The organism is Streptomyces sp. bgisy159 (genome assembly GCF_057707805.1).
The window spans coordinates 62,054-86,623 of record NZ_JBYIQX010000030.1 but is presented as its reverse complement, the minus strand read 5'-3'; the positions used below and the strand labels follow the sequence as shown (position 1 = coordinate 86,623).

25 protein-coding genes, 1 tRNA gene and 1 pseudogene are annotated in these 24,570 nt (G+C 73.3%); 18 read left to right on the top strand and 9 right to left on the bottom strand.

Annotated elements, in window-relative coordinates; translation table 11 throughout:
- Positions 1-623 precede the first annotated feature (623 nt).
- From AC3ET3_RS25595 to AC3ET3_RS25585, 3 genes are read left to right on the top strand one after another with little or no spacing between them, the layout of a single operon-like run.
- The gene (locus AC3ET3_RS25595; protein ID WP_432159236.1) at positions 624-1,385 is read left to right on the top strand and encodes an AfsA-related hotdog domain-containing protein; all 762 of its coding nucleotides are present in this window, start codon (positions 624-626) and stop codon (positions 1,383-1,385) included.
- Between the two features lies 1 nt (position 1,386).
- A complete protein-coding gene (locus tag AC3ET3_RS25590; protein WP_435612967.1) occupies positions 1,387-2,598 on the top strand; it encodes a chorismate mutase in 1,212 nt (403 codons plus the stop codon).
- Positions 2,574-3,221 carry a TetR family transcriptional regulator gene (locus AC3ET3_RS25585; protein WP_435612966.1) on the top strand — a complete coding sequence of 216 codons (648 nt, stop codon included), beginning with the start codon at positions 2,574-2,576 and terminating at the stop codon, positions 3,219-3,221. The genes AC3ET3_RS25590 and AC3ET3_RS25585 overlap by 25 nt, the downstream gene beginning before the upstream one ends.
- Here AC3ET3_RS25585 and AC3ET3_RS25580 read toward each other — a convergent pair.
- Genes AC3ET3_RS25580 through AC3ET3_RS25565 form a run of 4 tightly spaced genes read right to left on the bottom strand, consistent with a single transcriptional unit; the run spans position 3,156 to position 7,124 of the window.
- Positions 3,156-4,214: a LysR family transcriptional regulator gene (locus AC3ET3_RS25580; RefSeq protein ID WP_432133529.1), complete on the bottom strand. Its 1,059-nt coding sequence runs from the start codon at positions 4,212-4,214 to the stop codon at positions 3,156-3,158. The genes AC3ET3_RS25585 and AC3ET3_RS25580 overlap by 66 nt on opposite strands.
- Positions 4,211-5,770 carry an MFS transporter gene (locus AC3ET3_RS25575; RefSeq protein WP_432158265.1) on the bottom strand — a complete coding sequence of 520 codons (1,560 nt, stop codon included), beginning with the start codon at positions 5,768-5,770 and terminating at the stop codon, positions 4,211-4,213. Before AC3ET3_RS25575 ends, AC3ET3_RS25580 begins: the two co-directional genes overlap by 4 nt.
- Complete coding sequence (locus AC3ET3_RS25570) at positions 5,767-6,456, bottom strand: O-methyltransferase (protein WP_435612965.1); 690 nt, start codon at positions 6,454-6,456, stop codon at positions 5,767-5,769. The genes AC3ET3_RS25575 and AC3ET3_RS25570 overlap by 4 nt, the downstream gene beginning before the upstream one ends.
- A gap of 23 nt (positions 6,457-6,479) precedes the next feature.
- Positions 6,480-7,124, bottom strand: coding sequence for a YczE/YyaS/YitT family protein (locus AC3ET3_RS25565; protein ID WP_432133526.1), 645 nt, complete (start codon positions 7,122-7,124; stop codon positions 6,480-6,482).
- 378 nt (positions 7,125-7,502) lie between these two features.
- Here AC3ET3_RS25565 and AC3ET3_RS25560 point away from each other — a divergent pair, with 378 nt between their 5' ends.
- Entirely contained in the window at positions 7,503-7,760 is a 258-nt protein-coding gene (locus AC3ET3_RS25560) for a response regulator transcription factor (protein WP_432133525.1), read from the top strand.
- 64 nt (positions 7,761-7,824) lie between these two features.
- On the opposite strand, the gene AC3ET3_RS25555 is transcribed toward AC3ET3_RS25560, so the two are convergent.
- Together AC3ET3_RS25555 and AC3ET3_RS25550 are read right to left on the bottom strand one after the other, a co-directional pair.
- Positions 7,825-8,496 (bottom strand): TetR/AcrR family transcriptional regulator, encoded by a 672-nt coding sequence (locus AC3ET3_RS25555; protein WP_432158262.1) that lies wholly within the window; start codon positions 8,494-8,496, stop codon positions 7,825-7,827.
- A gap of 64 nt (positions 8,497-8,560) precedes the next feature.
- Positions 8,561-9,787 carry an MFS transporter gene (locus AC3ET3_RS25550; RefSeq protein ID WP_432158261.1) on the bottom strand — a complete coding sequence of 409 codons (1,227 nt, stop codon included), beginning with the start codon at positions 9,785-9,787 and terminating at the stop codon, positions 8,561-8,563.
- 575 nt (positions 9,788-10,362) lie between these two features.
- Between AC3ET3_RS25550 and AC3ET3_RS25545 the strand changes: the two are divergent.
- From AC3ET3_RS25545 to AC3ET3_RS25495, 11 genes and pseudogenes are all read left to right on the top strand, one after another.
- Positions 10,363-12,804 (top strand): annotated as a pseudogene (locus AC3ET3_RS25545) (ATP-binding protein).
- 56 nt (positions 12,805-12,860) lie between these two features.
- A complete protein-coding gene (locus AC3ET3_RS25540; RefSeq protein WP_432133522.1) occupies positions 12,861-13,295 on the top strand; it encodes a roadblock/LC7 domain-containing protein in 435 nt (144 codons plus the stop codon).
- A gap of 2 nt (positions 13,296-13,297) precedes the next feature.
- Positions 13,298-13,669 (top strand): DUF742 domain-containing protein, encoded by a 372-nt coding sequence (locus tag AC3ET3_RS25535; protein ID WP_432133727.1) that lies wholly within the window; start codon positions 13,298-13,300, stop codon positions 13,667-13,669.
- Complete coding sequence (locus AC3ET3_RS25530; protein ID WP_432133521.1) at positions 13,647-14,303, top strand: GTP-binding protein; 657 nt, start codon at positions 13,647-13,649, stop codon at positions 14,301-14,303. The genes AC3ET3_RS25535 and AC3ET3_RS25530 overlap by 23 nt, the downstream gene beginning before the upstream one ends.
- A 73-nt stretch (positions 14,304-14,376) precedes the next feature.
- Positions 14,377-14,955, top strand: coding sequence for a GAF domain-containing protein (locus AC3ET3_RS25525; RefSeq protein WP_432133726.1), 579 nt, complete (start codon positions 14,377-14,379; stop codon positions 14,953-14,955).
- A 145-nt stretch (positions 14,956-15,100) separates the two neighbouring features.
- Positions 15,101-16,129 carry an L-threonine 3-dehydrogenase gene (tdh, locus tag AC3ET3_RS25520; RefSeq protein ID WP_435612964.1) on the top strand — a complete coding sequence of 343 codons (1,029 nt, stop codon included), beginning with the start codon at positions 15,101-15,103 and terminating at the stop codon, positions 16,127-16,129.
- Between the two features lie 18 nt (positions 16,130-16,147).
- Positions 16,148-17,347 (top strand): glycine C-acetyltransferase, encoded by a 1,200-nt coding sequence (locus AC3ET3_RS25515; RefSeq protein ID WP_435612963.1) that lies wholly within the window; start codon positions 16,148-16,150, stop codon positions 17,345-17,347.
- A 53-nt stretch (positions 17,348-17,400) separates the two neighbouring features.
- Complete coding sequence (locus AC3ET3_RS25510) at positions 17,401-18,306, top strand: LysR family transcriptional regulator (protein ID WP_432133518.1); 906 nt, start codon at positions 17,401-17,403, stop codon at positions 18,304-18,306.
- 68 nt (positions 18,307-18,374) lie between these two features.
- Positions 18,375-18,959 (top strand): helix-turn-helix domain-containing protein, encoded by a 585-nt coding sequence (locus AC3ET3_RS25505; protein WP_432133517.1) that lies wholly within the window; start codon positions 18,375-18,377, stop codon positions 18,957-18,959.
- On the top strand, positions 18,956-19,483 hold the full coding sequence (locus AC3ET3_RS25500; RefSeq protein WP_435612962.1) for a GNAT family N-acetyltransferase: 528 nt from the start codon (positions 18,956-18,958) through the stop codon (positions 19,481-19,483). The genes AC3ET3_RS25505 and AC3ET3_RS25500 overlap by 4 nt, the downstream gene beginning before the upstream one ends.
- Before the next feature lie 42 nt (positions 19,484-19,525).
- On the top strand, positions 19,526-19,885 hold the full coding sequence (locus AC3ET3_RS25495; RefSeq protein ID WP_432133515.1) for an MmcQ/YjbR family DNA-binding protein: 360 nt from the start codon (positions 19,526-19,528) through the stop codon (positions 19,883-19,885).
- 30 nt (positions 19,886-19,915) lie between these two features.
- Here the strand turns inward: AC3ET3_RS25495 and AC3ET3_RS25490 are convergent, their stop codons facing one another.
- Together AC3ET3_RS25490 and AC3ET3_RS25485 are read right to left on the bottom strand one after the other, a co-directional pair.
- A complete protein-coding gene (locus AC3ET3_RS25490; protein ID WP_435612961.1) occupies positions 19,916-20,824 on the bottom strand; it encodes a transketolase family protein in 909 nt (302 codons plus the stop codon).
- 77 nt (positions 20,825-20,901) lie between these two features.
- Positions 20,902-21,609 carry a transketolase gene (locus AC3ET3_RS25485; RefSeq protein WP_432133513.1) on the bottom strand — a complete coding sequence of 236 codons (708 nt, stop codon included), beginning with the start codon at positions 21,607-21,609 and terminating at the stop codon, positions 20,902-20,904.
- 145 nt (positions 21,610-21,754) lie between these two features.
- Here AC3ET3_RS25485 and AC3ET3_RS25480 point away from each other — a divergent pair.
- The 3 genes from AC3ET3_RS25480 to AC3ET3_RS25470 all read left to right on the top strand — a co-directional run bounded on the left by AC3ET3_RS25480 (position 21,755) and on the right by AC3ET3_RS25470 (position 24,040).
- A tRNA-Pro gene (locus tag AC3ET3_RS25480) sits at positions 21,755-21,828 on the top strand.
- A gap of 107 nt (positions 21,829-21,935) precedes the next feature.
- A complete protein-coding gene (locus tag AC3ET3_RS25475; RefSeq protein ID WP_435612960.1) occupies positions 21,936-22,658 on the top strand; it encodes a GNAT family N-acetyltransferase in 723 nt (240 codons plus the stop codon).
- Positions 22,659-23,086: 428 nt separating this feature from the next.
- Positions 23,087-24,040 carry an XdhC family protein gene (locus AC3ET3_RS25470; RefSeq protein WP_432133511.1) on the top strand — a complete coding sequence of 318 codons (954 nt, stop codon included), beginning with the start codon at positions 23,087-23,089 and terminating at the stop codon, positions 24,038-24,040.
- Positions 24,041-24,139: 99 nt separating this feature from the next.
- Here the strand turns inward: AC3ET3_RS25470 and AC3ET3_RS25465 are convergent, their stop codons facing one another.
- Positions 24,140-24,568 (bottom strand): hypothetical protein, encoded by a 429-nt coding sequence (locus AC3ET3_RS25465; protein ID WP_432133510.1) that lies wholly within the window; start codon positions 24,566-24,568, stop codon positions 24,140-24,142.
- Between the last annotated feature and the right edge of the window lie 2 nt (positions 24,569-24,570).

Below are 24,570 nucleotides of genomic sequence, written 5' to 3'. Positions count from 1 at the left end.
CCCCCCCCCCCCCCCCCCCCCCCCCCCCCCCCCCCCCCCCCCCCCCCCCCCCCCCCCCCCCCCCCCCCCCCTACGTCGTGGTGGAGCACCGAACTTGAGGACCGAGCGGGTGACGCGGAAGGCGCACCGCCAGGGGTGCCGACGTCTCCGCCCATCAGATGGGCCCGGTCGTCGTCGGCCAGGGCGTCGCGCAGGGCCCGGCTGAGCGCCCGCGACATGGTCATCCGCTGGGCGGCCGACCCGGCGTCGGCAGACGCGCCGGTGACGTCGTCCAGGCCGGCGGTCATTGTCCTGCCTCCTGCGCGCCCCCGTCGCCCGCGGCAGCGGGCCGTCACGTCGTCCTCGGCGACCACCGGCGGATCACCGAACCGACATGTGGATGAAGCTTCTTCGGCCGGCCGCGGGGACAGGGGCCGCGACTTCCTTGCGCCCACCCGCGGCCGGGAGCCGGCGACCCCCCACCAGCATGCGCGCCGCGCCGTGGCGACGGCAGTCGGCCGATACGGCTAGTACCTCGTACCTACTCCCAACAGGCGACTGGCGAGCCCATTTCGGGGACTTCACGCTGAATGCACACCGCGGCTCCGCATGACCGCGGCCTTCCCCCGCCAGGAGGCATGTTCATGAGCAGCTCAGCCACCTCCCGACTCGTCGTCGGCGACCGGTTCCGCGACTTCGCCGAGGCCGTCGGCGCCGAGACGTTCTCCCGCCTGGCCCGTTCCCTCGACGCGGGCGACCTGGACACCGTCGAGGGGCCGATGCACGTGGTCGCCGGCCAGGGGATCGGGGAGTTCGAGATCTCCTACCTCCAGGACGCCGTCACCCGGCGGCAGCTGGACGACCGGATCACGCTGGTGCACTCCACCGGACAGCCCGCCCGCCGCCAGGACCTGCACAAGGCGCGCGAGGACAACGTGCTGGTCGCCGGACTCACCCAGGCCGACGACACCACGTACGAGGCCGCTCTGCGCCTGCACGACCACAACGAACTGCTCGTGGACGTCCAGGACCGCGTGCACGTACAGGGCATGGTGGCCGTGGAGGCGGCCCGCCAGATGCTCGTCGCGGTGGTGGAGCGCTACTACACGGCCCGCTGGCCGCAGCAGCGCTACTACATCGTCCTCAACTCGATGAACACCTCCTTCTCCAACTTCCTCTTCCCCGTCGGTGCCACCCTGCGGCTGACGGTGGACGAGTCCGACGTGTCGGAACCCAGCCGGCTCACCTTCCGCACGACGGTGGAGGTGGAGCAGGCCGGACGGGCCGCGGCCACCGTCACCATCGACGCGGCCGCGTTCGCCCCCGGGCTGCTGGAGGACAGGGAACTGCGGCGGGCCAAGAGCGCGGTGGCGAGCACCATGGACGCCGCTCTGGCCAGCGCATGACATGAGGACGCCGGTACCGGACACCCTGGCGCAGCCCGCGCCGGGCCGACTCCCCCACCCGCGGCGGCGGTTCGCCTACCTGGGCCCGGAGGGCACCTTCACCGAGCTGGCCCTGCGCTCGCTCCCGGAGGCCGCGGGCTCCCCGCTGGCACCGGCCGCCGACGCCGCTGACGCCCTGGCCCTGGTGTGCCGGGGCGCCGTGGACGCGGCGATGCTGCCCGTGCACAACACGGTGGCCGGCGTCGTCGCGGACACGGTGCGCGCGCTCGCCGAGTCACCCGCGCTGACCGTGCTCAGGGAGGTCGTGCTCCCCGTCGAGTTCGCCCTGCTGGTCCGGCCCGGCACGTCCCTGGCGCGGGTGGGCACGGTGAGCGGCCACCCGCACGCCGGGACGCAGGTCGCGCAATGGCTCGACCGGCGCGTGCCGCGGGCGCGGTGGATCCCGGCGCCGTCCAACGCCGAGGCCGCGCGCCGGGTCAGGGACGGGGAGTGCGACGCCGCCGTGGCCGGTGACTTCACCGCCGCCCACTACGGTCTCCAGGTCCTGGTCACCGGGATACAGGACACCGCCGGCGCGGCCACCCGGTTCCTGCTGTGCGCGCGCCACGGCGGGCCGGGCTTCCCGCAGCCGGCCCGTGCCGACCGCACGTCGCTGGTCGGGCGTCTCCCCGGCCGGCCGGAGGACGTCGACGGGCTGGTGGCCGGCCTGCGGCGCCACCCCTTCCTGCGGGCCGCGTCCCTGCGGGCCGTGTCCGACGGGCGCGGCGGAGCGGTCCTGTTCGCCGACTGCCCGGGCGGCACCGACCGGCCCGCGACCGCCCGCGCCGTCGGCCTGCTGCGGCGGCGCGTGCCCGGGCTGAGGTTCCTCGGGTCGTACCCCTCGGCGGCCCATGTCCCGTCGTACGAACGGAGCAAGACGATGCAGACCGAGACCACCTCCGCAGCAGGCGGTTCGACGGAGCCCGCGTCCGGGGACATCGCCCGGCTGCGCGAGCGGATCGACGCCTTGGACCACTTCCTCATCGGCTCGCTCAAGCAGCGGCTGGAGACCTCGCGGGAGATCCAGCGGATCCGTACCGGAAGCGGCGGCTCCCCCGTCGACTCCGGGCGCGAGGCCGCCATCCGGGGCCGGTACGCCGAGGAGCTGGGGGAGGGCGGCGCGGGCGTCGCCGAGGCGCTGCTGGAGATGTGCCGGGGGCGGTCACCGCGGTGAACCCGCCACCGGCCACGACGGCCACACCGTCGCCCCGCCTCCGTCGCGGCCGCGAGGACGTCCTCACGGCCGCGACGGCCTTGTTCCACGAGCGGGGCTACGACGCGACGAGCATGAGCGACATCGCCGCCCGCCTCGGCTTCACCAAGGCGGCGCTGTACCGCCACGTGACGGGCAAGGCCGAGCTGCTGCGCGCGATCACCGGGCCGGTCCGCGCGGACGTGCGGGCGCTGCTGGCCGCGAGCGCGGCCGGGACGGGCCGGCCCCTCGACGAACTCACCGCGCTGCTGCGCGGGCTGGCCGGCGCGGCGGCGGCCGGCCCGGCCCGGTACGCCCTGTTCTGGGGTCCGGACGGCGAGCCCGGCCCGTCGGCCCCCGACGCCGTGTGCCGTGCCGAGGTGGTCCGGCGGATCGCCGCGCTGCTGGAGCGGGCCGTGGCGCAGGGCGACGTGCGCGGCGACATCGCTCCCCGGCTCGCCGCCCGGCTCCTGGTCGGCGCGGTCGTCGGCGCGGCCGTGGAACGGGGCGGCTTTGGCGACGGGGCGGCGTCGCCGCCGTCACCGTCGGCCGTCGACGTCCTGCTCGACGGCCCGGTCCGCTTCCTGACCGGCGGACGGGCCTGAGCACCGTTCACCGGTCGGGGCCGGGGGCCCCGACCGGGTGAGGGCGGCGCGGACGGCGTGCCGCAGCCACACGTGCACGGGCTCGGTCTCGTGGCGGGGGTGCCAGGCCTGGCAGATGCTGATGGGCTCGGTCTCCACCGGAAGTTCGAACAGCTCGATGCCGACGGACTGCCGGGCGCTGGCGGCCAGCGAGTGGGGCATCGCGGTCACCAGGTCGCTCGCCGCGATCATCAGCAACGCCTCACCGTAGTTCGGCACGGAGGCGATGACGTCCCGTCGCAGACCGCGCGCGTGCAGCGCACCGTCGATCGGGCCCGTCATACGGCCCTTGCGGGAGACGCTGACGTGCCGGACCGAGGTGAACGCCTGCGCGCTCACCGCAGCGGCCAGCAGAGGATGTCCGGATCGCGCCACTCCGACGAACCGGTCCTCGAAGAGCGGTTCGATCCGCAGTTCCGGGCTGCACTCGTCGATGATCCCCACCTCGATGTCCACGGCACCCTCCCGCAGCGGCGCGCTGCCGTGGGTGCTCTCCACCGTGAACGTGAACCGGGCGAGCGGCACCTCCGCGCTCGCCCGGTTCAGCAGGGCCGGAGCCAGCACCGCGGCGTAGGCCTCGTCCGCGACGATGGTCAGGGTCCTGCTGACCTGTGCGAGGTCCTCCTGCCGGCTCGGGGCGAGGAGGGCTTCGGCCTCCCGCATCAGGGCCCGCACCTTGGGCTGGAGCTCCAGTGCCCTCGGCGTGGGGACCAGACCGCGCCCGGCCCGCACCAGCACGGGGTCGCCGAGCGCGCGCCGGATCTTGGACAGCGCACGGCTCATGGCGGGCGGGGACAGAGCCAGCCGCTCGGCCGCCCCGGTGACGCTCCCCTCCTGCAACAGGGCGTCCAGGGCGGGCAACAGCCGCATGTCCACCTGGGAGGCCGGGGCGCCGGGCATCTCGCCCGCCCAGTCGCCGTCCTGGCCGGGGTCGTCGACAGCGGTGGGGCTCAATGCTTCTCCTGGGACGTGGTCGGCTCCCCGGCACGGGGACGCAACCACGCTATGACCAGGAGCGCCGCCACCAGCAACAGGAGGCCGATCAACCGCAACGACTCGGCCATTCCCGTGGTGAACGCCTGCCGTACCTGCGCCGAGAGGCGGGCCGCGTCCGTCCCGGAGTGCTCCGCCCCGCGCAGGGCCGTGCCCAGCGCCTGCCCTCCGGACGCCCCCTCCAGGTGCCGCAGCCCGGCCGGGAGGGCATGGGTGAACCGCGCGTTGAGCAGCGTGCCGAACACGGCGAACCCGAGCGCTCCGCCGATCTCCCGGCCGAAGCTGTTCACGCCCGAGCCGACGCCCGCCTGACGCACGGGCACCGAGCTGACGATGGCCTGGGACAGCGGCGGGTTGGACAGCCCCGACCCGACGCCGACCACGACGATGCACCCGGCGTACAGCACGTAGGCGGTGCCGGGGCCGCACAGCGAGAAGAGTCCCAGCCCCACGACGACCACGAGCAGGCCGCAGCCGATGACCGGCCGCGCGCCGTACCGGTCGGCCAGCCGGGCGGCTCGCGGCGAGACGAGGAAGATGACGACGGCCAGGGGGGCCGTGCCCAGACCCGCCAGGACGGCCGGATAGTCCTTGACGTTCATCAGGTACTGGCCGTTGAGAAAGAAGACGGAGTACATCGCGACGAAGGACACGATGACGCCGAGCGTCCCGGCGCGCATTCCGGAATGGCGGAATACCCGGGGATCCAGCAACGGCTGCTCCCGGCGCAGTTCGTACCGGCGGAAAAGCGCGAGAAACAGGGCGCTCGCGGCAAAGCTCAGCAGCACGGCGGGGGAGGCCCAGCCGAGTTCGGGCCCCTCGATGATGCCGAACAGCACGCCGAACACGGCGACGACGAGGAGAAGAACCCCGCCCGCGTCCATGGAGTGCTGATGGCGTTCGGCTCGTGGCAGCGACTTCGCCGCCACGACGATTCCGAATGCGGCGAGAGGAGCGGCGACCGCGAACAGGGCCTGCCAGTCGAAGAACTGGAGAACGGCGCCGCCCACGATGTTGCCCGTCACACCGCCGCCCCCGCCCAATGCGGTCCACAGCGCGACGGCGTGACCGCGTTTCTCCGGCGGATAGCAGCCGGTCAGAAGCGGAAGGCTGTTGGGCAGAACGAGGGCGGCCCCGGCCCCGGTCACCGCGCGGGCGACGAGCAGCAGGGGGACCGTCGGGGAAACGGCCGACCCGAGGGACCCCACGACCATCAGGGCCAGGCCGGTGAGCAGGGCGCCCTTTCGCCCGAAGTGGTCTCCGACGGCTCCGCTCGGAATCAGCAGGCACCCGAAGACGATCAGATAGCTGTCGACGATCCACAGCATCTCGGTCGGCGTCGGGTGCAGCGTGCTGGTGGCCAGCCGGCCGACCGCCAGGTTCACACCGGCCCCGAGCCCGAACACCAGCATGACGCACAGGCCGAGCGCGGCGACGGCCGCCCGCGAGCCGGGGCGGCCGTCGCCCGGCTCGACGGCGGACCGCCGAGCCGGTCCGGCGGACGGGGAGACGCTCATGAGCCGGTCCGTCCGGACGCGCCGGTGAACGTGGACAGTTCCAGCCCCTGCCCGTCGGCGACGGCGACGGAGACGTAGCCGCCCGCGGGGTCGCGGACGTGGTCGAGATAGGGCTGGGCGGCGGCCGCGAACTTCACGGTGTCGTCGGCGTGAACCAGCGCGCCGGGACGCAACCGGGGCTCGGCGGCGCGGACGACGTCGAGATAGAAGTCCGCCCAGCCGTCCAGGTAGAGGAGGTCGATCCGCTCGGGGAACGACGACATCACCTCCACCGCCTCACCCACGATCACCTCGGCGTACTCGGCCACGCCCGCGGATGTCAGATGGTCCCGGGCCGCCGCGCACTTTCCTTCGTGTAGATCCACGGTGCACAGCTTTCCCGAACCGTTGTCCCGGAGCGCCGCCGCTATATGGATGGCGGTGAAACCGTAGGAGGTGCCGAACTCGAAGACGGTCTGCGGGCGCATGGCACGCACCCATGCGTAAAGCATTCGGCCGACGTCCGCGGGAGCCGCGTAGTAACCGTCGGCACATGCGTCCACCAATTCTCCCGGAGTCCATGGAGCGGTGCGGTTCCTGATGATGTCGAGAAGCTTCGGCTGTTCGACGGCGTCCACTCGCTGCTGTTCGGCTGCGATCGTTTCGAGTACTGCTCGAACCTGGGGGGAATGCAGAGATGAAGGCATTGTTCCGCGTCCTTTTCGTGGTGTCACCGGGTGATCCGGGCCGACCGTTCCGGGATTACTGAACGGGGAATTCGGGAGGCTTTGGAATGTGCCCTGATGAGTGGCTGGATGAGCAGGTCGACGCCCACCAGGAAACACACCGTACCGATCCCGAGGGGCCCGCCCATAAGGAATCCGGAGACCATCAAAGAGGCCTCGACGAGTCCTTTCGCCGTCCAGAAGGGCCAGTTCCACCGGCTGGTCATGGTGAGGGCGAGCGCGTCGACGGCGCGGATGCCGAAACCGCTCATGATGATGAGCGCGGACCCGTACGCGCACAGCAGCACCGCGCACGCGAGCAGTCCCGCAGAGGGAACCGGCAGGGCGCGCGCGGGGTCCGACCAGCGGAGCAGGTCGATCACGCCGCCGCAGAAGAAGAAGGTGAACAGGGGTGCCACCAGCGGCTTCTCCCGCGTCCAGGCCGCCACGACGACCAGGCAGACCACCGCCACCAGGGTCTGCGAGACGCCCACCGTGACGGGCAGGTGCCGCATCAGGCCGAGGGAGAACACGTCGAGCGGATCGGTGCCCAGGTCGGAGTGGATGAAGAGGTAGGCGCCGCCGGAGAAGACCAGGCAGCCGGCCGGATGGAGTAAGTGGTTGTTTCGCCGTACTCGCTCGACGAGCATCGGCTCACCTCCCCGCAGGGAAAACGAATGATGAGGTGCGAGGCGGTATTCCGCCTTCGAGTCCCACGTTATTGACCGTTCGACACTTTATCCAGTGCAATGTGTGCACCATGCATTTTCTTTGAATGGAACCGCCGCTTCCGGCCGTGCGGGCGGGCTGGGTGGCAGGTGGTTTAGGGTGCAACCTTCACATGTGAAGTAACCCACGTTTAATCCACGGCTTTCGGTGGCGCCCATATACTGTTTTCACGACGAGGAATCGTTGAAGATGCGGCTGCGTGGGCAATGGCGCTCGCGTGCACGTCTTGATGAGTGATGACCATGCATGGCAGGGGGAAGTAGATGTCTCGCGCATCCCGTCCGACATCCGAAGGATTAGTGGCCACTCTGGATCCCGAGCAGGTGGTGTCGGATCGCGTGGCGGGCAGAACGGTATCGACACTCACACCGCGGGAGCGTCAGGTCCTGAACGGGATCAAGGAGGGGAACTCAAACAGGATGGTCGCCCGACTGCTGGGGATTTCCGAGCGTACCGTCAAGGTTCATCTGCACTCGATTTTCATCAAGCTGGGCGCGGCGTCACGTACCGAAGCGGTTATCGAGGGGATCAGGAGCGGCTGCATCAGCCTGCACTGATCGTCGCGTGCGAGTGGCCCCCGACGACACAGGTCGGGGGCCACTCGCACAGGTCGGTCCGAGGTCAGGGCCTGCGGGCCGACGGCTCGCGGGCGAGGGCGAGGACGAGACGGGACGTCCTCTCGACCAGGTCCCTGTCGACGGGGGAGCCGGAGACCAGGACGCGGTAGTACAGCGGACCGAGCAGCAGATCCACGAGGTGGTCGAGGGTGCGATCGTCGACGGCCGGCTCCTGGTCGCGGGCGAGGAGATCTCGCAGGCCGGCCACGTCGCGCTCCCGCTGCTCCTTCAGGAATCCGGCCCGCAGCGACGCCGCCGTCTCGCTGTCCAGCTGGGCGTGGCCCAGGAGGGCCAGCAGCACCTGGCCGGCGGGCTCCTCGAAGAAGTCGGCCACCCGCTGCAGATGGGAGGTGAGGGTCTCCTCGACGCCACGACCTTCGTCCACGCGCCACTCCAGGGCCTCGCGGGCGTCGTCGGTGAGGGTGTCGAGGAGGATGTCGACCTTCGACTTCCACCAGCGGTAGATCGTCTGCTTGGCCACCCCCGCGCGCTGGGCGATGCCCTCGATGGTCAGGGCGGCGAAGCCCCGCTCGACCAGGAGGTCGTCCGCGGCGTGCAGGACCGCGAGCCGGACGCTCTCGCTGCGGCGTGGGCCGGTCCGGCTGACGACCGTGGTCTTCTCGCAGGCCGGTGGTGGTTTCCGCGTGGCGCTGATGGTTCCGTCAACCCTTCGCATCGTGTCCGTCGCTGTGATTCTGGCACACCGGGTCCGCCGTGAACCGGTGCAACGGCAGGCCGGCTCAGGCGGCCCGGCGGCCGGTCCGCGCCAGGCTGAGCAGCACGCCGAGAGAGAGCGCGGCGACCACCGCGCTGAACGTCTCGCCGGCCGGGCGCAGGCTGGTCTCGCGGATCAGGACTCCCACACCGATCGCGGGCACCGCCAGCATCGAGTACAGGATGGCGAAGAAGGTGGAGACCGACGCGCCACGGTGCTGGGGGGCGCTGCGCGTGGTGATGCCGCCGATGCCGTGACCGACGGCGATGCCCGTCGCCAGTCCGTTGGCCGCGGCGCCGACGAGCAGGGGAGCCAGGGTGCTGGTGGCCATCGCGGCGGCGATCAGACCGGCCGCGGCGATCAGGCCCAGGCACGAGGCGGGCAGGGCGGTGGCGGGCTTGAGGGTGCGGACGAGGAGCTGGCCGAGGGCGGTGCAGGCGAAGGCGATGAAGACCACGAGTCCGGTGAGGGCGTGGCTGGACTCGTGCAGCACCGTCCCCAGGAAGAGGCCCGTCACGGCGGTCAGGACGCCGAGCACGGCGAAGCCCGCACCCGCGGCCATCGCGGAGCGCAGGAAGTCCGAGCGGATCTCGGCGGGGACGTGCAGCGGCTGGACCTGCAGCGAGAAACCGGAACGGTGGGCGGAGCTCTCCCCGCTCACGAGGACACCGAGCATGCCGACGGCGGCGAGGGCGAGCATGACGACCCAGGGGGTGCGCAGCGGGGAGGGCGCGAGGTCGGCGAGGATCCCCGCGATCAGCGTGCCGCAGGCGAGACCGCCCATGTTCGCGAACAACGCGAGGGTGGCGGGCTTGACGCGACTGTGCTGTCCGAGCCGCTCGGCGAGGGAGGCGGTGGCGGCACCGGTCACCAGAGCCGCGGAGAAGCCGGACACGACCCGGGCGACGAGCATCGCGGCGACGCTCTGGGCCAGGAGGAAGACCACCGCGGCGACCACGGACAGCAGGGTGGCCGCGACCAGGACGGGACGCCGGCCCACCTGGTCGGAGAGGCGGCCGAAGACCAGCAGCCCGAGGACGACGCCGAGCGCGTAGACGGCGAAGACGACGGTCACGGTGAACGGCGTGAAGCCGAACTCCTCGCCGTACAAGGGGTAGAGCGGGGTGGGCGCGGTGGTGCCCGCCATGGTGATCCAGAAGGCGAAGGCCACGCTGAGGACGGCGAGGCCGCCGCCGCGCGCCCTCTCTGGAGCGCCGGTCCGGTCGACGGCGCGGACGGTCGAGTTCCCCACGGAAGTGGCCTCTCATGAGCGGTTGGGTGCGGAAAGGCGCGGCACATGCCGAGACTTACCGTTGCGTCTTATCAAGAGACTAGACGAGTCGTCGCGTCTATTCAATGTCGTTCGGAAGGGTGGAGTCGTGGCCAGAGTCGACACGGTGAGTGATGTTCGAGGGCGGTGAGTGCGTTCCCGCCCGGAGATCGCGGGAGTCTCCGGCAGGTTGACCACGATCGGGCGAACGGCGTCACATGCTTGACGGTGAGGATCGGGGAGTGTGGCATCCCCGGCCCTCGTCGTTTCTTCATGACCACCCCTGACCAGGTGTGATCGATTTCCTTCGGGTCGCCACCCCTCGGGCCGCCGTCTTATCGGTCTGTCGTACGAAGGCTCATACCAGAGGGGGACGCTCCCCGGGGGAGTTTGTCAACTGCCCACCGCACCTGACGCGTTGGCGACTACTGTGAGTGTCCGTCGGGCGACGAAAGGCCGAGACCCCGGTCCCCGCCGACCGACTTCGCGATGCCGCATGCCCGGCTCGCGCCCCACGCGCGAGCAACCAGGCCCGACGGACCAGTACGAGGACACCGATGTCTCACCTCCGCGCACCGGCCGCACGCGCAGACCGCCGTGAGGGCGGGCGGCACGGGCGACCGGTCGCCCGCACCGCCCCCGCGACGGCCGAGACACACATACGGCCCCAACTGCTGCGGCTCGCCGTGCTGCCCCCCACCGCCGTCGCCCTCAGCGCCTGCGCCGCCGTCCTGTTCACCGTCCGCTCCACCGGCGCCCGGCCCAGCGTCACCCTGTGGGCCGTGCTGACCGGCGCGGTCACCGTCACCGGCGTCGGCATCCTGATCGCCGCCGTGGCCGCGGACCGCGCCGCCCGCTCGGTGACCGACCGGATCGACGCCCTGCGCGGGAGCAGCGCGCGCGGCGAGGCCGAACTGCGGGGCCTGGTCGAGGCGCTGCGGCGCGGTGAGGTACCGCCCCAGCGCAGGACCCGCAGCGGCCCGCCCGCCGACGCCGACGAGTTCGAACTGCTCGCCGCGGACCTCGCCCGCGCCCACGAGGGAGCCGTCGGCGCCGTCGTCCGGGCCGCACAGCTGTCCAGCCAGGCGGGCAGCGAACAGAAACTGGAGGTGTTCGTCAACCTCGCGCGCCGCCTGCAGTCGCTGGTGCACCGCGAGATCTCCATCCTCGACGAGCTGGAGAACGAGATCGAGGACCCCGACCTGCTCAAGGGGCTCTTCCACGTCGATCACCTCGCCACCCGGATCCGCCGCCACGCCGAGAACCTCGCGGTGCTCGGCGGGGCCGTCTCCCGCCGGCAGTGGAGCAACCCGGTCTCCATGACCGAGGTGCTGCGCTCCGCCATCGCCGAGGTCGAGCAGTACTCACGGGTGAAGCTGGTCCCGCCGATCGACGGCGAGCTGCGCGGCCACGCCGTCGCCGACGTCATCCACCTCCTCGCCGAACTCGTCGAGAATGCCACCGTGTTCTCCGCGCCGCACACCCAGGTGCTGCTGCGCGCCAACCTCGTCACCTCCGGACTCGCCGTCGAGGTCGAGGACCGCGGGCTCGGCCTCCCGGCCGACGAGCAGAAGCGGATGAACGCCCTGCTCGCCGACCCCGACCAGGTCAACGTGGGCCGCCTGCTCGCCGACGGGCGCATCGGCCTGTTCGTCGTCTCCCAGCTGGCCCGGCGGCACGGCATCCGGGTCCGGCTGCAGAGCAACATCTACGGCGGCGTCCAGGCCGTACTCGTCGTGCCGCAGGCCCTGCTGGGCTCGGGGCCCGACCTGCCCGACGGCGCCCCGTCGGCCGTCAGCGCCCCATCGGCAGTCACCGCCCCATCGGCAGTCACCGCCCCGTCGGCCGTCACCGGCCAGGTGAGCACCCGGCCGTACCCCGACGCGCGGCCCGCCGGGGGACCGGCCCGCGCACCGGCGGACCCGGACGGCCGGCCTGCCCAGAGCGGGCGCGTGCCGGGGCCCGACCCCGCCGGGCCGCCCGCGCCGGCCGGGCCCACCCGCCACGAGGGCGCCGGGGCGGGCCTGCTGCCCGTACCGGCGCAGGGTCAGGACGCCCGCCCCGGGGCCGGGGCCACGCCCACCCGGCAGCGGCCCGGAACCGCCCGCCCGCAGGACCGGGCCACGACCGGCCGCCACCGGGACGCGACCGCGGCCGGGCACCCGCCCGCCACCCGCCGCCCCTCCACCGCCCCCGGCCCGGCCCGTCCGCCGTCCGCCGCCGAGTCCCGCACCGCCGGGCCCACCCCGCCCCGCCCCCACGCGGCCCCCGCGCGGCCCCTCGGCACCGCCGCGGGCGCCCAGGACGGAATCGGCGCACACCGGACCGCCGACCGGAGTCAGAACGGTCCCGGTCAGAACGGCCCCGGTCAGGAACCGAGCGGAGCCGACCGCGACGCCGGTGCCCTTCCCGCCGCGACCGAGGCACCCCCGGACCTCGGGGTGGCGGCGCGGGGCCACGACACGGCAGCGGACCCGGACCCGGCAGCGGGCCGGGACACGGCCGGGACGGCGGGCCGCGAGTCCGGCGACGGGCGGCCCGCGCCGCTCCCCGTACGCGGAGCCCACCGCGCACGGCCCAACCCCGCCGAGGCCGTGCCCGGCGTCCGGCCGGGGGACCGGTGGATCGTGGAGGAACACTCCGGGCAGGCGCCCGTGCCGCGGGCCGGAGCCGTACGCGGCACCATGGGCAAGCCGACGCTGCCCAAGCGCCGCGCCCAGGAGCACATCGTGCCCCAGCTGCGCGGCGGCCCCGTGCCCCGGCAGGAGTCCGACCAGCCCGTCGGCCACGACCCCGGCCTCATGGCGGCGTTCCAGCGCGGCGTCGGGCTCGCCGAGGCCCAGCAGAGCCTGGAGTCCGACCCCCCGGCACCCTTCACCGGGTCCGGCACCGCCGCACTCGGCGCGTCCCCGCGGACCTACGGCACCCCGGACTCGCCCGACGCCCCCGCCCCCGACCAGACCCCCTTCCGGCATGACGGGAGCGCGCCCGCCGGATGACCACCCCACCCCCCAGCGCTCCCGCAGACCTTCGTACCCCAAGGAGTCGATCCACCATGGCGAGCGATGCGCCGACCGGCCATGTATCCGATCTCGACTGGCTGATGAGCGGCCTCGTCCAGCGCGTGCCCCACACCACCAGCGCGGTGCTGCTGTCCTGCGACGGACTGGTGAAGTCCGTCCACGGCCTCGACCCCGACAGCGCCGACCACATGGCCGCCCTGGCCTCCGGGCTGTACTCCCTCGGCCGCAGCGCCGGAGTCCGCTTCGGGGACGGCGGCGACGTACGCCAGGTCGTCGTCGAACTCGACTCGACGCTGCTCTTCGTCACCACGGCCGGCTCCGGCACCTGCCTCGCCGTGCTCGCGGGCCGCGAGGCCGACGCGGCGGTGCTCGGCTACGAGATGGCGATGCTGGTCAAGAGCGTCCGTCCCTACCTGGTGACGGCGCCTCGGCAGCACGCCGTCGAACCCCCGGTGATGAGGCCTTGAGCGTGGCGGCGGCCGGCGACGGGCCCTGGCTGGACGACGCGGCCGGACGGCTGGTGCGCCCTTTCACCGTCAGCAACGGCCGCACCAGGCCCAGCGTCGCCCTCGACCTGATGTCGCAGGTGATGGCCACCGGGGCGACCCCCCTCGGCTACCTCGGCCCGGAACACGCGCAGGCGCTCGACCTGTGCCGCGCGCCCGTCCCGGTCGCCGAGGTGGCCGCCCACCTGAAGCTGCCGGCGGCGGTCACCAAGGTGCTGCTGTCGGACCTCGTCGACTGCGGGGCGCTGACCACGAAGCCCCCCGCGTTCCACCACAACCCCACCGACCGGGCGCTACTGGAGGCAGTACTCGATGGACTACGACGACAGCTCTGACTACGGCGCGTGCGGTCCGAGCGGCGAGTACGGCCCGTACGACGGCGGCCCGGACCCCTTTCCCACCGCGCTGAAGATCCTCGTGGCGGGCGGGTTCGGCGTGGGCAAGACCACGTTCGTCGGTGCCGTCAGCGAGATCGAGCCGCTCTCCACGGAGGAACTGCTCACCACCGTCAGCGCCGCCACCGACAGCCTGGAGGGCGTCGAGAACAAGGTGGAGACGACCGTGGCCATGGACTTCGGACGGATCACCCTCGACCCGCAGCACGTGCTGTACCTGTTCGGCACCCCGGGACAGGAACGGTTCTGGTTCATGTGGGACGAGTTGTGCGAGGGCGCGCTCGGCGCGGTCATCCTCGCCGACACCCGACGGCTCCAGGACTGCTTCGCGGCCGTCGACTTCTTCGAGGAGCGTGGCCTCGGCTTCATCGTCGCGCTCAACGAGTTCGACGGCTCCCACCGCTACGACCCCGAGGAGGTGCGCGCCGCCATCGACCTCGACCCGGCGATCCCGGTGGTGCGCTGCGACGCCCGTATCTCCGCCTCCGGTGTGCAGACCCTGCTCACCCTCGTCAGGCACCTCATCGCGCACGCGCCGGCCGCACCCCAGCCGAGCCGCGGCGCCCACAGGTGACACCCGAACCACCGTCCACGGAGCCGCAGATGACGCACGACCAGACGGCAGGAGCCCGGCGATGAACCCGGCCATGAGCTACGACCCGTCCCGCCCGGCCGGTCGGCTGCTGCTCACGCCGGAGGACCGCGAAGCCCCCGACCGGGCCCTGAGGCTGCGCCGGCTCGGTCTCGGGGAACGGCCCGAGCCCGTCCTCGACGGATTCGCCGGCCGGCTCGCCGAAGTCACCGGCGCGCCCTACGCCATGGTCAACTTCATCGGCGAGAGCGAGCAGTTCTTCGCCGGGCTGCGCGTCCCGGAGCCCGCCGCCCGTCGCGGCAAACCGGAGGTCGGCCGGTCGCTGCCCCGCGACCACGGCTACTGCCCGCACGTCGTCGCCCGGCGACGGGCCCTGGCGCTGGAGGACGTGGGCGACTACCCCCGGTTCGCCGGCAACCCGATCGTCGACGCGTACGGCGTGCACTCCTATCTGGGCGCCCCGCTCCTGGACAGCGCGGGCCGCGTGCTCGGTACGGTCTGCGCCGCCGATCTCACGCCCCGCGCCTGGGGGAGGGCCGGGCTGGAAACCGTGAAGGCGGCCGCGGCGCGGCTCGCCGCCGAGGTGGAACGCAGCGAGCGCGACGGTCTGCCGCTGCAGGTGACCTGGGCCTGAAGCAGAGCTGCGGCTCCGCTTAAGAAATCCTCGATGGACCGGGGCGGTTCCGGTACGGCAGATTGCTCTCCGATTCCACCCCTCTTCCCGGTCGCGGGCGCCGTCGGCGTGCCCGGGCCCGGGACCTCACCACGGGAGCCGTAGCGTGAAGGCGCTGGTCAAGGAGAAGGCGGAGCCGGGGCTCTGGCTCACGGACGTCCCGGAGCCGCGGATCGGCGCCGGCGACGTGCTGATCAAGGTGCAGCGCACCGGCATCTGCGGCACCGACCTGCACATCCGGTCCTGGGACGGGTGGGCGCAGCAGACGATCCGCACCCCCCTGGTGATCGGGCACGAGTTCGTCGGCGAGGTCGTCGAGACCGGCCGCGACGTCACCGACATCGCCGTCGGGGACCGGGTGAGCGGCGAGGGCCACCTGGTGTGCGGCAAGTGCCGCAACTGCCTGGCGGGCCGGCGCCACCTGTGCCGAGCGACGGTCGGGCTGGGCGTGGGCCGCGACGGCGCCTTCGCCGAGTACGTGGCCCTGCCCGCGTCGAACGTCTGGGTGCACCGCGTCCCCGTCGACCTCGATGTCGCCGCGATCTTCGACCCGTTCGGCAACGCCGTGCACACCGCCCTGTCCTTCCCGCTGGTCGGCGAGGACGTGCTGATCACCGGGGCGGGGCCGATCGGCCTGATGGCGGCGGCGGTGGCCCGGCACGCGGGCGCCCGCAACGTCGTCATCACCGACGTCAGCGAGGAGCGGCTGGAACTGGCCCGCAAGATCGGGGTGAGCCTGGCGCTGAACGTCTCCGGCGCGTCGATCGCCGACGGGCAGCGGGAGCTGGGCCTGCGCGAGGGCTTCGACATCGGCCTGGAGATGTCCGGCCGCCCCGAGGCGATGCGCGACATGATCGCCAACATGACGCACGGCGGCCGGATCGCGATGCTCGGCCTGCCGGCGCAGGAGTTCCCCGTCGACTGGGCCCGCGTCGTCACCTCGATGATCACCCTCAAGGGCATCTACGGCCGCGAGATGTTCGAGACCTGGTACGCGATGTCGGTGCTGCTGGAGGGCGGCCTGGACCTCGCCCCCGTGATCACCGGCCGGTACGGCTACCGCGACTTCGAGGCGGCCTTCACCGACGCCGCCGCCGGCAAGGGCGGCAAGGTCATCCTCGACTGGACCGCATAACCCTTAGGAGCCCCCGTCATGTTCGACTCCGTGCGCGACGACCTGCGCGCCACCCTCGACGAGATCCGCGCCGCCGGTCTGCACAAGCCCGAGCGGGTCATCGGCACCCCGCAGTCCGCGACCGTGAACGTCACGGCGGGCGGCCGGCCCGGCGAGGTCCTCAACTTCTGCGCCAACAACTACCTGGGCCTCGCCGACCACCCCGAGGTGGTCGCCGCCGCCCACCAGGCCCTGGACCGCTGGGGCTACGGCATGGCGTCCGTGCGCTTCATCTGCGGCACCCAGGAGGTGCACAAGGAGCTGGAGGCGCGGCTGTCCGCCTTCCTCGGCCAGGAGGACACGATCCTGTACTCCTCCTGCTTCGACGCCAACGGCGGTGTCTTCGAGACGCTGCTCGGCCCCGAGGACGCGGTGATCTCCGACGCTCTCAACCACGCCTCCATCATCGACGGCATCCGGCTGTCCAAGGCCCGCCGCTTCCGCTACGCCAACCGTGACATGGCCGATCTGGAGCGGCAGCTGAAGGAAGCCGCGGACGGCGGCGCCGGGCGCCGGCTGATCGTCACCGACGGCGTGTTCTCCATGGACGGGTACGTGGCGCCGCTGGCCGAGATCTGCGACCTCGCCGACCGCTACGACGCGATGGTCATGGTCGACGACTCGCACGCCGTCGGATTCGTCGGCCCCGGCGGCCGCGGCACCCCCGAGCTGCACGGCGTCATGGACCGCGTCGACATCATCACCGGCACCCTCGGCAAGGCGCTCGGCGGTGCCTCCGGCGGCTATGTCGCCGCCCGCGCGGAGATCGTGGCCCTGCTGCGGCAGCGCTCGCGCCCCTACCTGTTCTCCAACACCCTCGCCCCGGTGATCGCGGCGGCCTCGCTGAAGGTCCTCGACCTGCTGGAGTCGGCGGACGACCTGCGGGTCCGCCTCAACGAGAACACCGCCCTGTTCCGCCGGCGGATGACCGAGGAGGGCTTCGACGTCCTCCCCGGCGAGCACGCCATCGCGCCCGTCATGATCGGCGACGCGGCGAAGGCGGGCCGGATGGCCGAGCTGCTGCTGGAGCGCGGTGTCTACGTGATCGGCTTCTCCTACCCGGTGGTCCCGCAGGGCCAGGCCCGCATCCGCGTCCAGCTCTCCGCGGCGCACTCCACCGCGGACGTGCACCGTGCGGTGGACGCCTTCGTGGCGGCACGGGCCGAGCTGGAGAGCTGACCGGCGAACACCCGGCTTACCGGCGACAACGGCGTATTTGAGACAATCGATCCATGATCGAGGCGCGGCGGCTCCACATCCTCCGTGCGGTGGCGGACCACCGTACGGTGACGGCGGCTGCCGCCGCGCTCTACCTCACGCCCTCCGCGGTCTCGCAGCAGCTGACCGCACTGGAACAGGAGACCGGCCACCGCCTGGTCGAGCGCGGCGCCAAGGGGGTCCGGCTCACCCCGGCCGGGGAGATCCTGCTGGGCCACACCAACGCCGTCCTGGCCCAGTTGGAGCGGGCCGAGGCGGAACTGGCCGCCTACGGCTCCGGTCAGGCCGGCACGGTCACCGTCGCGGCCTTCGCGACCGGGATCGCGCTGGTCGTCGCGCCGGCCGTGGCACGCCTGGCCGGCACCGCGCCGGGGATCCGCATCCGAGTGCGGGACGCCGAGGGCGACGCCAGCCTGCCGATGGTCCTGGACCGGCAGGTCGACGTCGCCGTGGCCGTCGAGTACCGGGGGGCGCCGCCCGCCGACGACCCCCGCCTGACCCACGTGCCCCTCTACGCCGAGCCCTTCGACGCCGTGGTCCCGGTCGGTCACCGGCTGGCCGACGCGGTGGAGGTGCCGCTCGCCGAGCTGGCCAAGGACGCCTGGATCGGCCCCTACCCCGGCAACCCCTGCCATGACGTGGTGGTCCTGGCCTGCGAGAACGCCGGCTTCCAACCCCGGATGGAGCACTCTTCCGACGACTTCCGCGCGGTCGTCGCACTGGCCTCGTCCGATGTCGGCGTGGCCCTCGTCCCGCGCTCCGCGCTGCGCGGCATGGCCCTCACCGGGGTGGTGGTCCGCCCGGTGGACGGGGTGGCGCCGACCCGCCGCGTCTTCGCGGCCATACGGCGGGGCGCGGAGGGGCACCCGCTGATCCGCCCCGTCCTGGACGCGCTGCGGGAGGCGGCGGCCGGCCTCTGACCCGGACACCCCGGGCCGCCCCGGGAACCCCCTGGGCGTCGTTTCATATCTGGGATATCCTCCCGGATGTGAAACGAGAGATCGAGGGTGCCGCCGTCGACCCCGTGGACGCCCGGCTGGGTGCCCGTCTGGCCGGCCTGCGGGCCGAACAGGGCTGGTCCCTGGGGGAGTTGGCGGAGCGCAGCGGAATCAGCCGGTCCACCCTGTCCCGTGCCGAGCGGGCCGAGACCAGCCCCACCGCCTCCCTGCTGAACCGCCTGTGCCATGTCTACGGCCGGACCATGTCCCAGCTGCTCAGCGAGGTCGAGGAGCAGCCCGCGCCGGTCGTGCGCGCCGCCGACCAGCGGGTCTGGCAGGACCGCGCCTCCGGATTCGTCCGGCGGTCGGTGTCGCCGCCGCACCCCGGCCTGCGCGGCGAACTCGTCGAGGGCCGGCTCGCCCCCGGCGCCGACATCGCCTACGACCGGCCGCCCGTCGCCGGACTCGAACAGCATGTCTGGCTGCTGGCCGGCGCCCTGGAGATGACCGCCGACGGCACCGCGCACCAGCTGTCCGCCGGTGACTGCCTGCGGCTGCGGGTGTGGGGGCCCACCCGGTTCCGGTGCGCCGGCGACGACGAGGCGCGGTACCTGGTGGCGGTGGTGCTGCCGTGACCGTGCTCCGGCTCGACGGCCGACGGCTCCTCGCCGACCTCGACGGCTACGCCGACCTGCTGCTCGACACGGTCGCGGGCGGCGCCTCGATCGGGTTCCTCCACCCGGTGGAGCGCGCCGAGGCCGCCGACTGGTGGCGGGAGCGCGCCGCCGGACTCGCCGCGGGACGAAGCGCCGTCTGGGGCGCCTACGACGCCGGCCGCGTCGTGGGTACGGTCGGTCTGGCCCTCCCCGACCGGCCCAACAGCCGCCACCGAGCCGAACTCGTGAAGCTGATGGTGCACCGGGACGCCCGCGGCCGCGGTCTGGGCCGCACCCTGCTCACCACCGCAGAGCGGGCGGCGGCCGCCGCCGGGATCACCCTGCTGCACCTGGACACCGAGACCGACAGCCCGGCCGAGCGGCTCTACGCCGGCGCCGGATGGACACGGGCCGGGGTCATCCCCGACTACGCGGCCGCCCCCGACGGCGATCTGCGCCCGACGACCCTGTACTACAAGCGGCTCGCCCCGGCCGGCCGGTGAGTGTCGGCATCGATGTCAGTGGCGGGGGTTACGGTGCGAGGCATGCAGGACGCAGAAGACGTACGCCGCATCGCCCTGTCCCTTCCGGACACCACGGAGAAGATCGCCTGGAGCATGCCAACGTTCCGGGTCGCGGGCAAGATGTTCGCCACGCTGCCCGAGGACGAGACCTCCATCGCCGTGCGCTGTCCCAAGGAGGAGCGCGACGAACTGGTCCTCGCCGAACCGGAGAAGTTCTGGATCGCCGACCACGAGGCGTCCTTCGCCTGGGTCCGGGCCCGGCTCGCGGCCCTGGAGGACGAGCGGGAACTGCGGGACATACTCGCCGACTCCTGGCGCCAGGCCGCACCGCCCGGACTTCTGGAGGCGTACCCGGACCTGGGGCTGCCGGCCGGTGCGTGAGCCGGACCGCGGGCCGGCGCGGTGCCGGCATCAGACCAGGGCACCGGCCAGGAAGCGGCCGATCCGCGCCCGCAGCGACCCCGCGTCCAGACCGTGCGCCCGCACGTGCTCCTCGACCGTGCCGTAACGCCGCAGCTCCCGACGGCCCACGCCCAGCCCCAGCACCCGGTGCGGCAGGTCGGTGAGGGCGTCGTTCGCCGCGGCGGTCGAGGTGCCCGCGAGGTACGGCTCCACGAGGACGACGTCCGTGCCCGCCGCCTCGGTGGCGCGGCGCAGCGCCACCCCGTCGAAGGGGCGCACCGTCGTCGCGTACAGCACGGTGGCATCGAGGCCCTCGGTGGCCGCCAGTACCGCGTCCAGCACGGGGCCGACCGCCACCACCACGCCCGAGCGGCCCTCGCGGACCGTCAGAAACCGCTGCCCGTCCACCGTGCGGGCCGCCTCGTTCGTCTGCGCGGACAGCCGGACGTACACCTTGTCGTCGCCCGCCGCCACCGCGTGCCGCAGCAGGACCTCGGCCTCGTCCGGGTGGCCCGGCACATGGACCGTCCACCCGTCCAGCGTGTCCAGCAGCGCCACGTCCCCGGGCGCCATGTGGGTGTAGCCGCCCGCCGGCCAGTCGAAGGACGCGGCGGCGCTGACCAGCACCGCGCCCACGCCCTGGTGGCCCAGATCCAGTTTGACCTGCTCGAAGGGCCGCTCCACCAGGAAACTGGCGAAGGTGTGCAGCACGGGCCGCATCCCGGTCAGCGCCAGTCCCGCGCCCGCGCCGACCAGCAGCTGTTCGCGGATGCCCACGTTGATCACACGGTCCGGGTGGCGGCGCAGCGCCTCGGCGAAGCCGTCCTTGCCGATCTCGGCGAGGACCACCGCGACCCGCGGATCCTCGTCCAGCAGCCGGCTGACGACGGGCGCGAGACGGTCACGCATGGTTTCCATGGCAAAGGCCTTTCGGAGAGACGGAGGGAGACGGAGGGAGACGGGAGAGGTGCAAAGGAGGGACAGGGCAGCGGGGCTCAGGCGTACTTCGGCTCGACACGAGCGACCACCGCGTGCGGTCTGCCGGGGTGCGGCGCGGTGAACGCCGCGTACAGCGCCTCGTGGTCGCGCCCGTCGACCGTCGCCGTGGACCAGCCGGCCGCCTCGAAGCGGGCGGCGATCCCACCGGGCCGGGCGTGGCTGGCGGAGGAGTTGTCGACGACGATCGTGTGCAGTCGCTCCAGGCCGGCGGGCCCGGCGAAGGCGATCGCCTCGTGATTGCTGCCTTCGTCCAGCTCGGCGTCCCCGACGAGCACCCAGACCCCCGGCTCGTCCAGCCGCTGCGCGCGCAGCCCCAGCGCCGTACCGACGGCGATCGGCAGCCCGTGCCCCAGGGATCCGCTGCCGATCTCCACCCCGGGTACCAGGGTGCGGTCGGGGTGGTGGCCGAGCGGGGAGTCGTAGGAGCCGAAGCCCGGCAGCCAGTCCCGCGGCAGGAAGCCCTTGGCGGCGAGCACCGCGTAGTAGGCCATCGGGCCGTGCCCCTTGGACAGCAGGAACCGGTCCCGCGCCGGGTCCTGCGGCCGGCCGGGGTTCACCCGCAGGACCCGGTCGTAGAGCACCCACAGCACGTCCAGCGTGGAGGTCGCGGCGGGCCCGTGCTTCTCGTCGCCCGTCATCAGGCTCATCAGCCGGGACAGTTCGGTGAACGGGTACGTCCGTGTCTCTTGCTCGGTGATCGTCATGCCGACGATCGTGCAACCTCGACCGGACTTGAGGTCAACCGTCGGCTGGTTCCGGCCCGCGGTAAACGGGTGCGCGATCACCGACCCGAGTGCGGTATTGTTTTCCTGCGCGTTCGGCCCGGGGAAACCCCAGGTCAGACGGCATCGGGACGTGGCGCAGCTTGGTAGCGCACTTGACTGGGGGTCAAGGGGTCGCAGGTTCAAATCCTGTCGTCCCGACGTGGGAAGCGACGGTCGAGGGGCCGCTCCGGAGAGATCCGGGGCGGCCCCTCGACCGTTCCCGGAACGTCTTCCCGACGTTCCCGCGTCACGAGAGGACAGGCAGGATGACGGTCCGCGACACGGTAGTCCTCGACGACCCGGTGGGTGCGTCGCTCGGCGGGCGCCATGCGCCGCTCGCCCGCCGCCACGGCCGGGTCGCCGTCTACCCATCGGACGTCGCGACCTTCGCGGCCCTTCCGCCCGACCCGGGTGCGGCGGAGTGGGCCGATCTCGCCCGGCTGCTCGGGCCGGGCGCGCTCGCCGACCTGTTCAGCAGTCCGGCGTCCCCGCCGCCGGACTGGGAGCCGGTGTTCGCCCTCGACGGCCGCCAGATGATCTGGCGGGGCGACGGCCGGACCGGTCACCCGCCCGCCGGACCGCGCGCCGAGGTGGCGGAACTGGGCGCGGCGGACGTCGCCGAGATGCTGGGCCTCGTCGAGAGGGCCCGCCCCGGGCCCTTCCGGCCGCGCACCCGTGAACTCGGCGCCTATCTCGGGATCCGCGCCGACGGCAGGCTGGTGGCGATGGCCGGCGAGCGGCTCCGGCCGCCCGGCTGGACCGAGATCAGCGCCGTCTGCACCAGCCCGGAGGCGCGCGGGCGGGGCTACGCCGCCCGCCTGGTCCGGGCGCTCGTGGCACGGGTCGTGGCCCGGGGCGAGCGCCCCTTCCTGCACGTGGCCGAGGCCAACACCGGTGCGATCGCGCTCTACGAACGGCTCGGCTTCGAGACCCGCGCACCGGTGACCTTCCGGGGCTTCCGCACGCCCCTCGCGGCATCCGCTCCCTGACTCCCGCGGCTGTCCGGCCGGGACGGTGACGCTGCGGCCGCCCGGCACACCGCCCCGCACACCGCCCCGCACACCGCCCGGCACACCGCCCGGCACACGGTCGGCGGCGGGCCGGACCGGGGACCAGCCGGGACCGCACTGCCTGCCGCGTGCCGCGCGGGCCGGCCGGATCAGCGGGTTGCCGACGATGTCACCCGGCGCCGCGTCGTCCGGCCCGGGCAGGCCGGAACGACGGCGGGGCCCGACGACACGGGGCGCGGGCGGGGCCGGTTTTGTCCTGGAGCCTGCTCGGGCGCGGGAATGCCGCCGGGATCCGGGGTATGCGTTGAGGGTCGGCGGACGCGGAGGCCGCGACCGGAACCGCGGTCCGGGTTCCGGCGCCCGGCCGACGACCGCGGCATCCGGTCTCGTGGAAGGGGTTCCCGGTCATGCGCGCACTCGCGGAGACGGTCCGACACCGGTCGGCCGAGGAGCGCCCGGCGGTGCTGGCCCGCCCGGTCGCCGAGCAGGGTTTCGGGCCGAAGCGGCCCGCCGACGCCCTGATCGTCGACGCGGACGGCTCCTGTCACGGCACCCTCTACCGGGGCGCGTTCGACGCGGAGCTGGCCGCCGAGGCGGCCGCCCTCACGGCGTCCGGACGCACCGCACGGGTCCACGCGGTCGCCGTCCACGACGAGGAGGTGCGCCGCGCCCGCCTGACCTGCGGCGGGCAGGCCGAGGTCCTGCTCCAGGCGCTGCACACGGTGCCCGCCCGCTGGTGGGAGCTGCTCGCCGAGGGCGTCGACGCGGCGCTGGTCACCCGGCTCGACCCCGAGCGCGGCGAGGCCGTGAGCACCGTGGTGGTGCCCGGCCGCGCGGACGCCGGCCCGCGAATCCCGGCCGCCGCCGCCGAGCAGGCCCGCCGGCTGCTCGACCGCCACCGCGCCGGGCGCGAGACGCTGGTCACCGAGGACGGGCTGCTGCTGGTCGAGGCGTGCCCCGCCGTCCCCTACCTGATCGTCGTCGGCGACGGTGAGCTGGCCGAACTGCTGCGCGCACAGGCGGCGTTGCTTGACTGGCGGGTCACCGTCACCGCCGACACGGACCGCGTCCGCAGCCTGGTCGCCGAGCTGCCCGCCGCCGCCTGCCTGGTGGTGCTCAGCCACGAGCCCGACACCGACGTCCCCTGCCTGGAGGCCGCGCTCACGGCCGGTGCGCCCTACGTAGGCGCGCTCGGCTCCCGCCACACCCAGGACCGCCGCGCCGCGGCCCTGCGCGCCCGGGGGGTCACCGACGCCGTCCTGAGCCGTGTCCACGGGCCCATCGGGCTCGACATCGGCGCCCGCACACCGGCCGAGACCGCGCTGGCGATCTGCGCGGAGGTACTCGCGGAGCTCCGATAAGGCAGCCCGTGCCCCTTCGAACGCGGTCGAGGCTCACCGGACACCGGCGCTGACAGGCGGGGACGGGCGGCACCGGCGTCCGCCGGGCGGCTGCCGCCGTCACGACGGCCAGACGACCTCGCCGCCCCGGACCAGCAGCGGTTCAGGGTCGTACCGCTCGTAGTGCCGGATCCAGCCCAGGAAGACGGTGTCGTGGTCGTGACGGTGAGAGTCGGCGGCCTTCCCCGCGAGCCGGACCAGCACCTCGCCGAGGTCGTCGAAGTCGTCGGGATGAACCTCCTGGCGGCTGCTCAGGGCCCAGCCGCCGCGCCGGGGGACGAGCGCCGACAGGAGTGCGCCGCTCACCTTGTGCGCCGCGCCCCTGCGGCCGAGCACGGGCTCGGGCCCGTGCTGGGCGGCGGCTGTGCTGTCGGGCCCGGTGGCGGGCCCGGACACCAGGCCGAGATGGCGGCACAGTTCGGTGAGCTCCGCCTCCGACAGGTCGTCCCGCAGGTCCAGTGTGAGCATCAGTTCGAAGAGATCGGCCATGG

Bases quoted from the DNA above. Each gene is read 5' to 3' on its own strand.
- AC3ET3_RS25495 (WP_432133515.1), top strand. From the start codon at position 19,526: ATGCAGGACGCAGAAGACGTACGCCGCATCGCCCTGTCCCTTCCGGAC.
- AC3ET3_RS25575 (WP_432158265.1), bottom strand. From the start codon at position 5,770: ATGAGCGTCTCCCCGTCCGCCGGACCGGCTCGGCGGTCCGCCGTCGAG.
- AC3ET3_RS25595 (WP_432159236.1), top strand. From the start codon at position 624: ATGAGCAGCTCAGCCACCTCCCGACTCGTCGTCGGCGACCGGTTCCGC.
- AC3ET3_RS25485 (WP_432133513.1), bottom strand. From the start codon at position 21,609: ATGACGATCACCGAGCAAGAGACACGGACGTACCCGTTCACCGAACTG.
- AC3ET3_RS25565 (WP_432133526.1), bottom strand. From the start codon at position 7,124: ATGCTCGTCGAGCGAGTACGGCGAAACAACCACTTACTCCATCCGGCC.
- AC3ET3_RS25590 (WP_435612967.1), top strand. From the start codon at position 1,387: ATGAGGACGCCGGTACCGGACACCCTGGCGCAGCCCGCGCCGGGCCGA.
- AC3ET3_RS25540 (WP_432133522.1), top strand. From the start codon at position 12,861: ATGGCGAGCGATGCGCCGACCGGCCATGTATCCGATCTCGACTGGCTG.
- AC3ET3_RS25570 (WP_435612965.1), bottom strand. From the start codon at position 6,456: ATGCCTTCATCTCTGCATTCCCCCCAGGTTCGAGCAGTACTCGAAACG.
- AC3ET3_RS25470 (WP_432133511.1), top strand. From the start codon at position 23,087: ATGCGCGCACTCGCGGAGACGGTCCGACACCGGTCGGCCGAGGAGCGC.
- AC3ET3_RS25530 (WP_432133521.1), top strand. From the start codon at position 13,647: ATGGACTACGACGACAGCTCTGACTACGGCGCGTGCGGTCCGAGCGGC.
- AC3ET3_RS25525 (WP_432133726.1), top strand. From the start codon at position 14,377: ATGAGCTACGACCCGTCCCGCCCGGCCGGTCGGCTGCTGCTCACGCCG.
- AC3ET3_RS25490 (WP_435612961.1), bottom strand. From the start codon at position 20,824: ATGGAAACCATGCGTGACCGTCTCGCGCCCGTCGTCAGCCGGCTGCTG.
- AC3ET3_RS25465 (WP_432133510.1), bottom strand. From the start codon at position 24,568: ATGGCCGATCTCTTCGAACTGATGCTCACACTGGACCTGCGGGACGAC.
- AC3ET3_RS25475 (WP_435612960.1), top strand. From the start codon at position 21,936: ATGACGGTCCGCGACACGGTAGTCCTCGACGACCCGGTGGGTGCGTCG.
- AC3ET3_RS25555 (WP_432158262.1), bottom strand. From the start codon at position 8,496: ATGCGAAGGGTTGACGGAACCATCAGCGCCACGCGGAAACCACCACCG.
- AC3ET3_RS25515 (WP_435612963.1), top strand. From the start codon at position 16,148: ATGTTCGACTCCGTGCGCGACGACCTGCGCGCCACCCTCGACGAGATC.
- AC3ET3_RS25510 (WP_432133518.1), top strand. From the start codon at position 17,401: ATGATCGAGGCGCGGCGGCTCCACATCCTCCGTGCGGTGGCGGACCAC.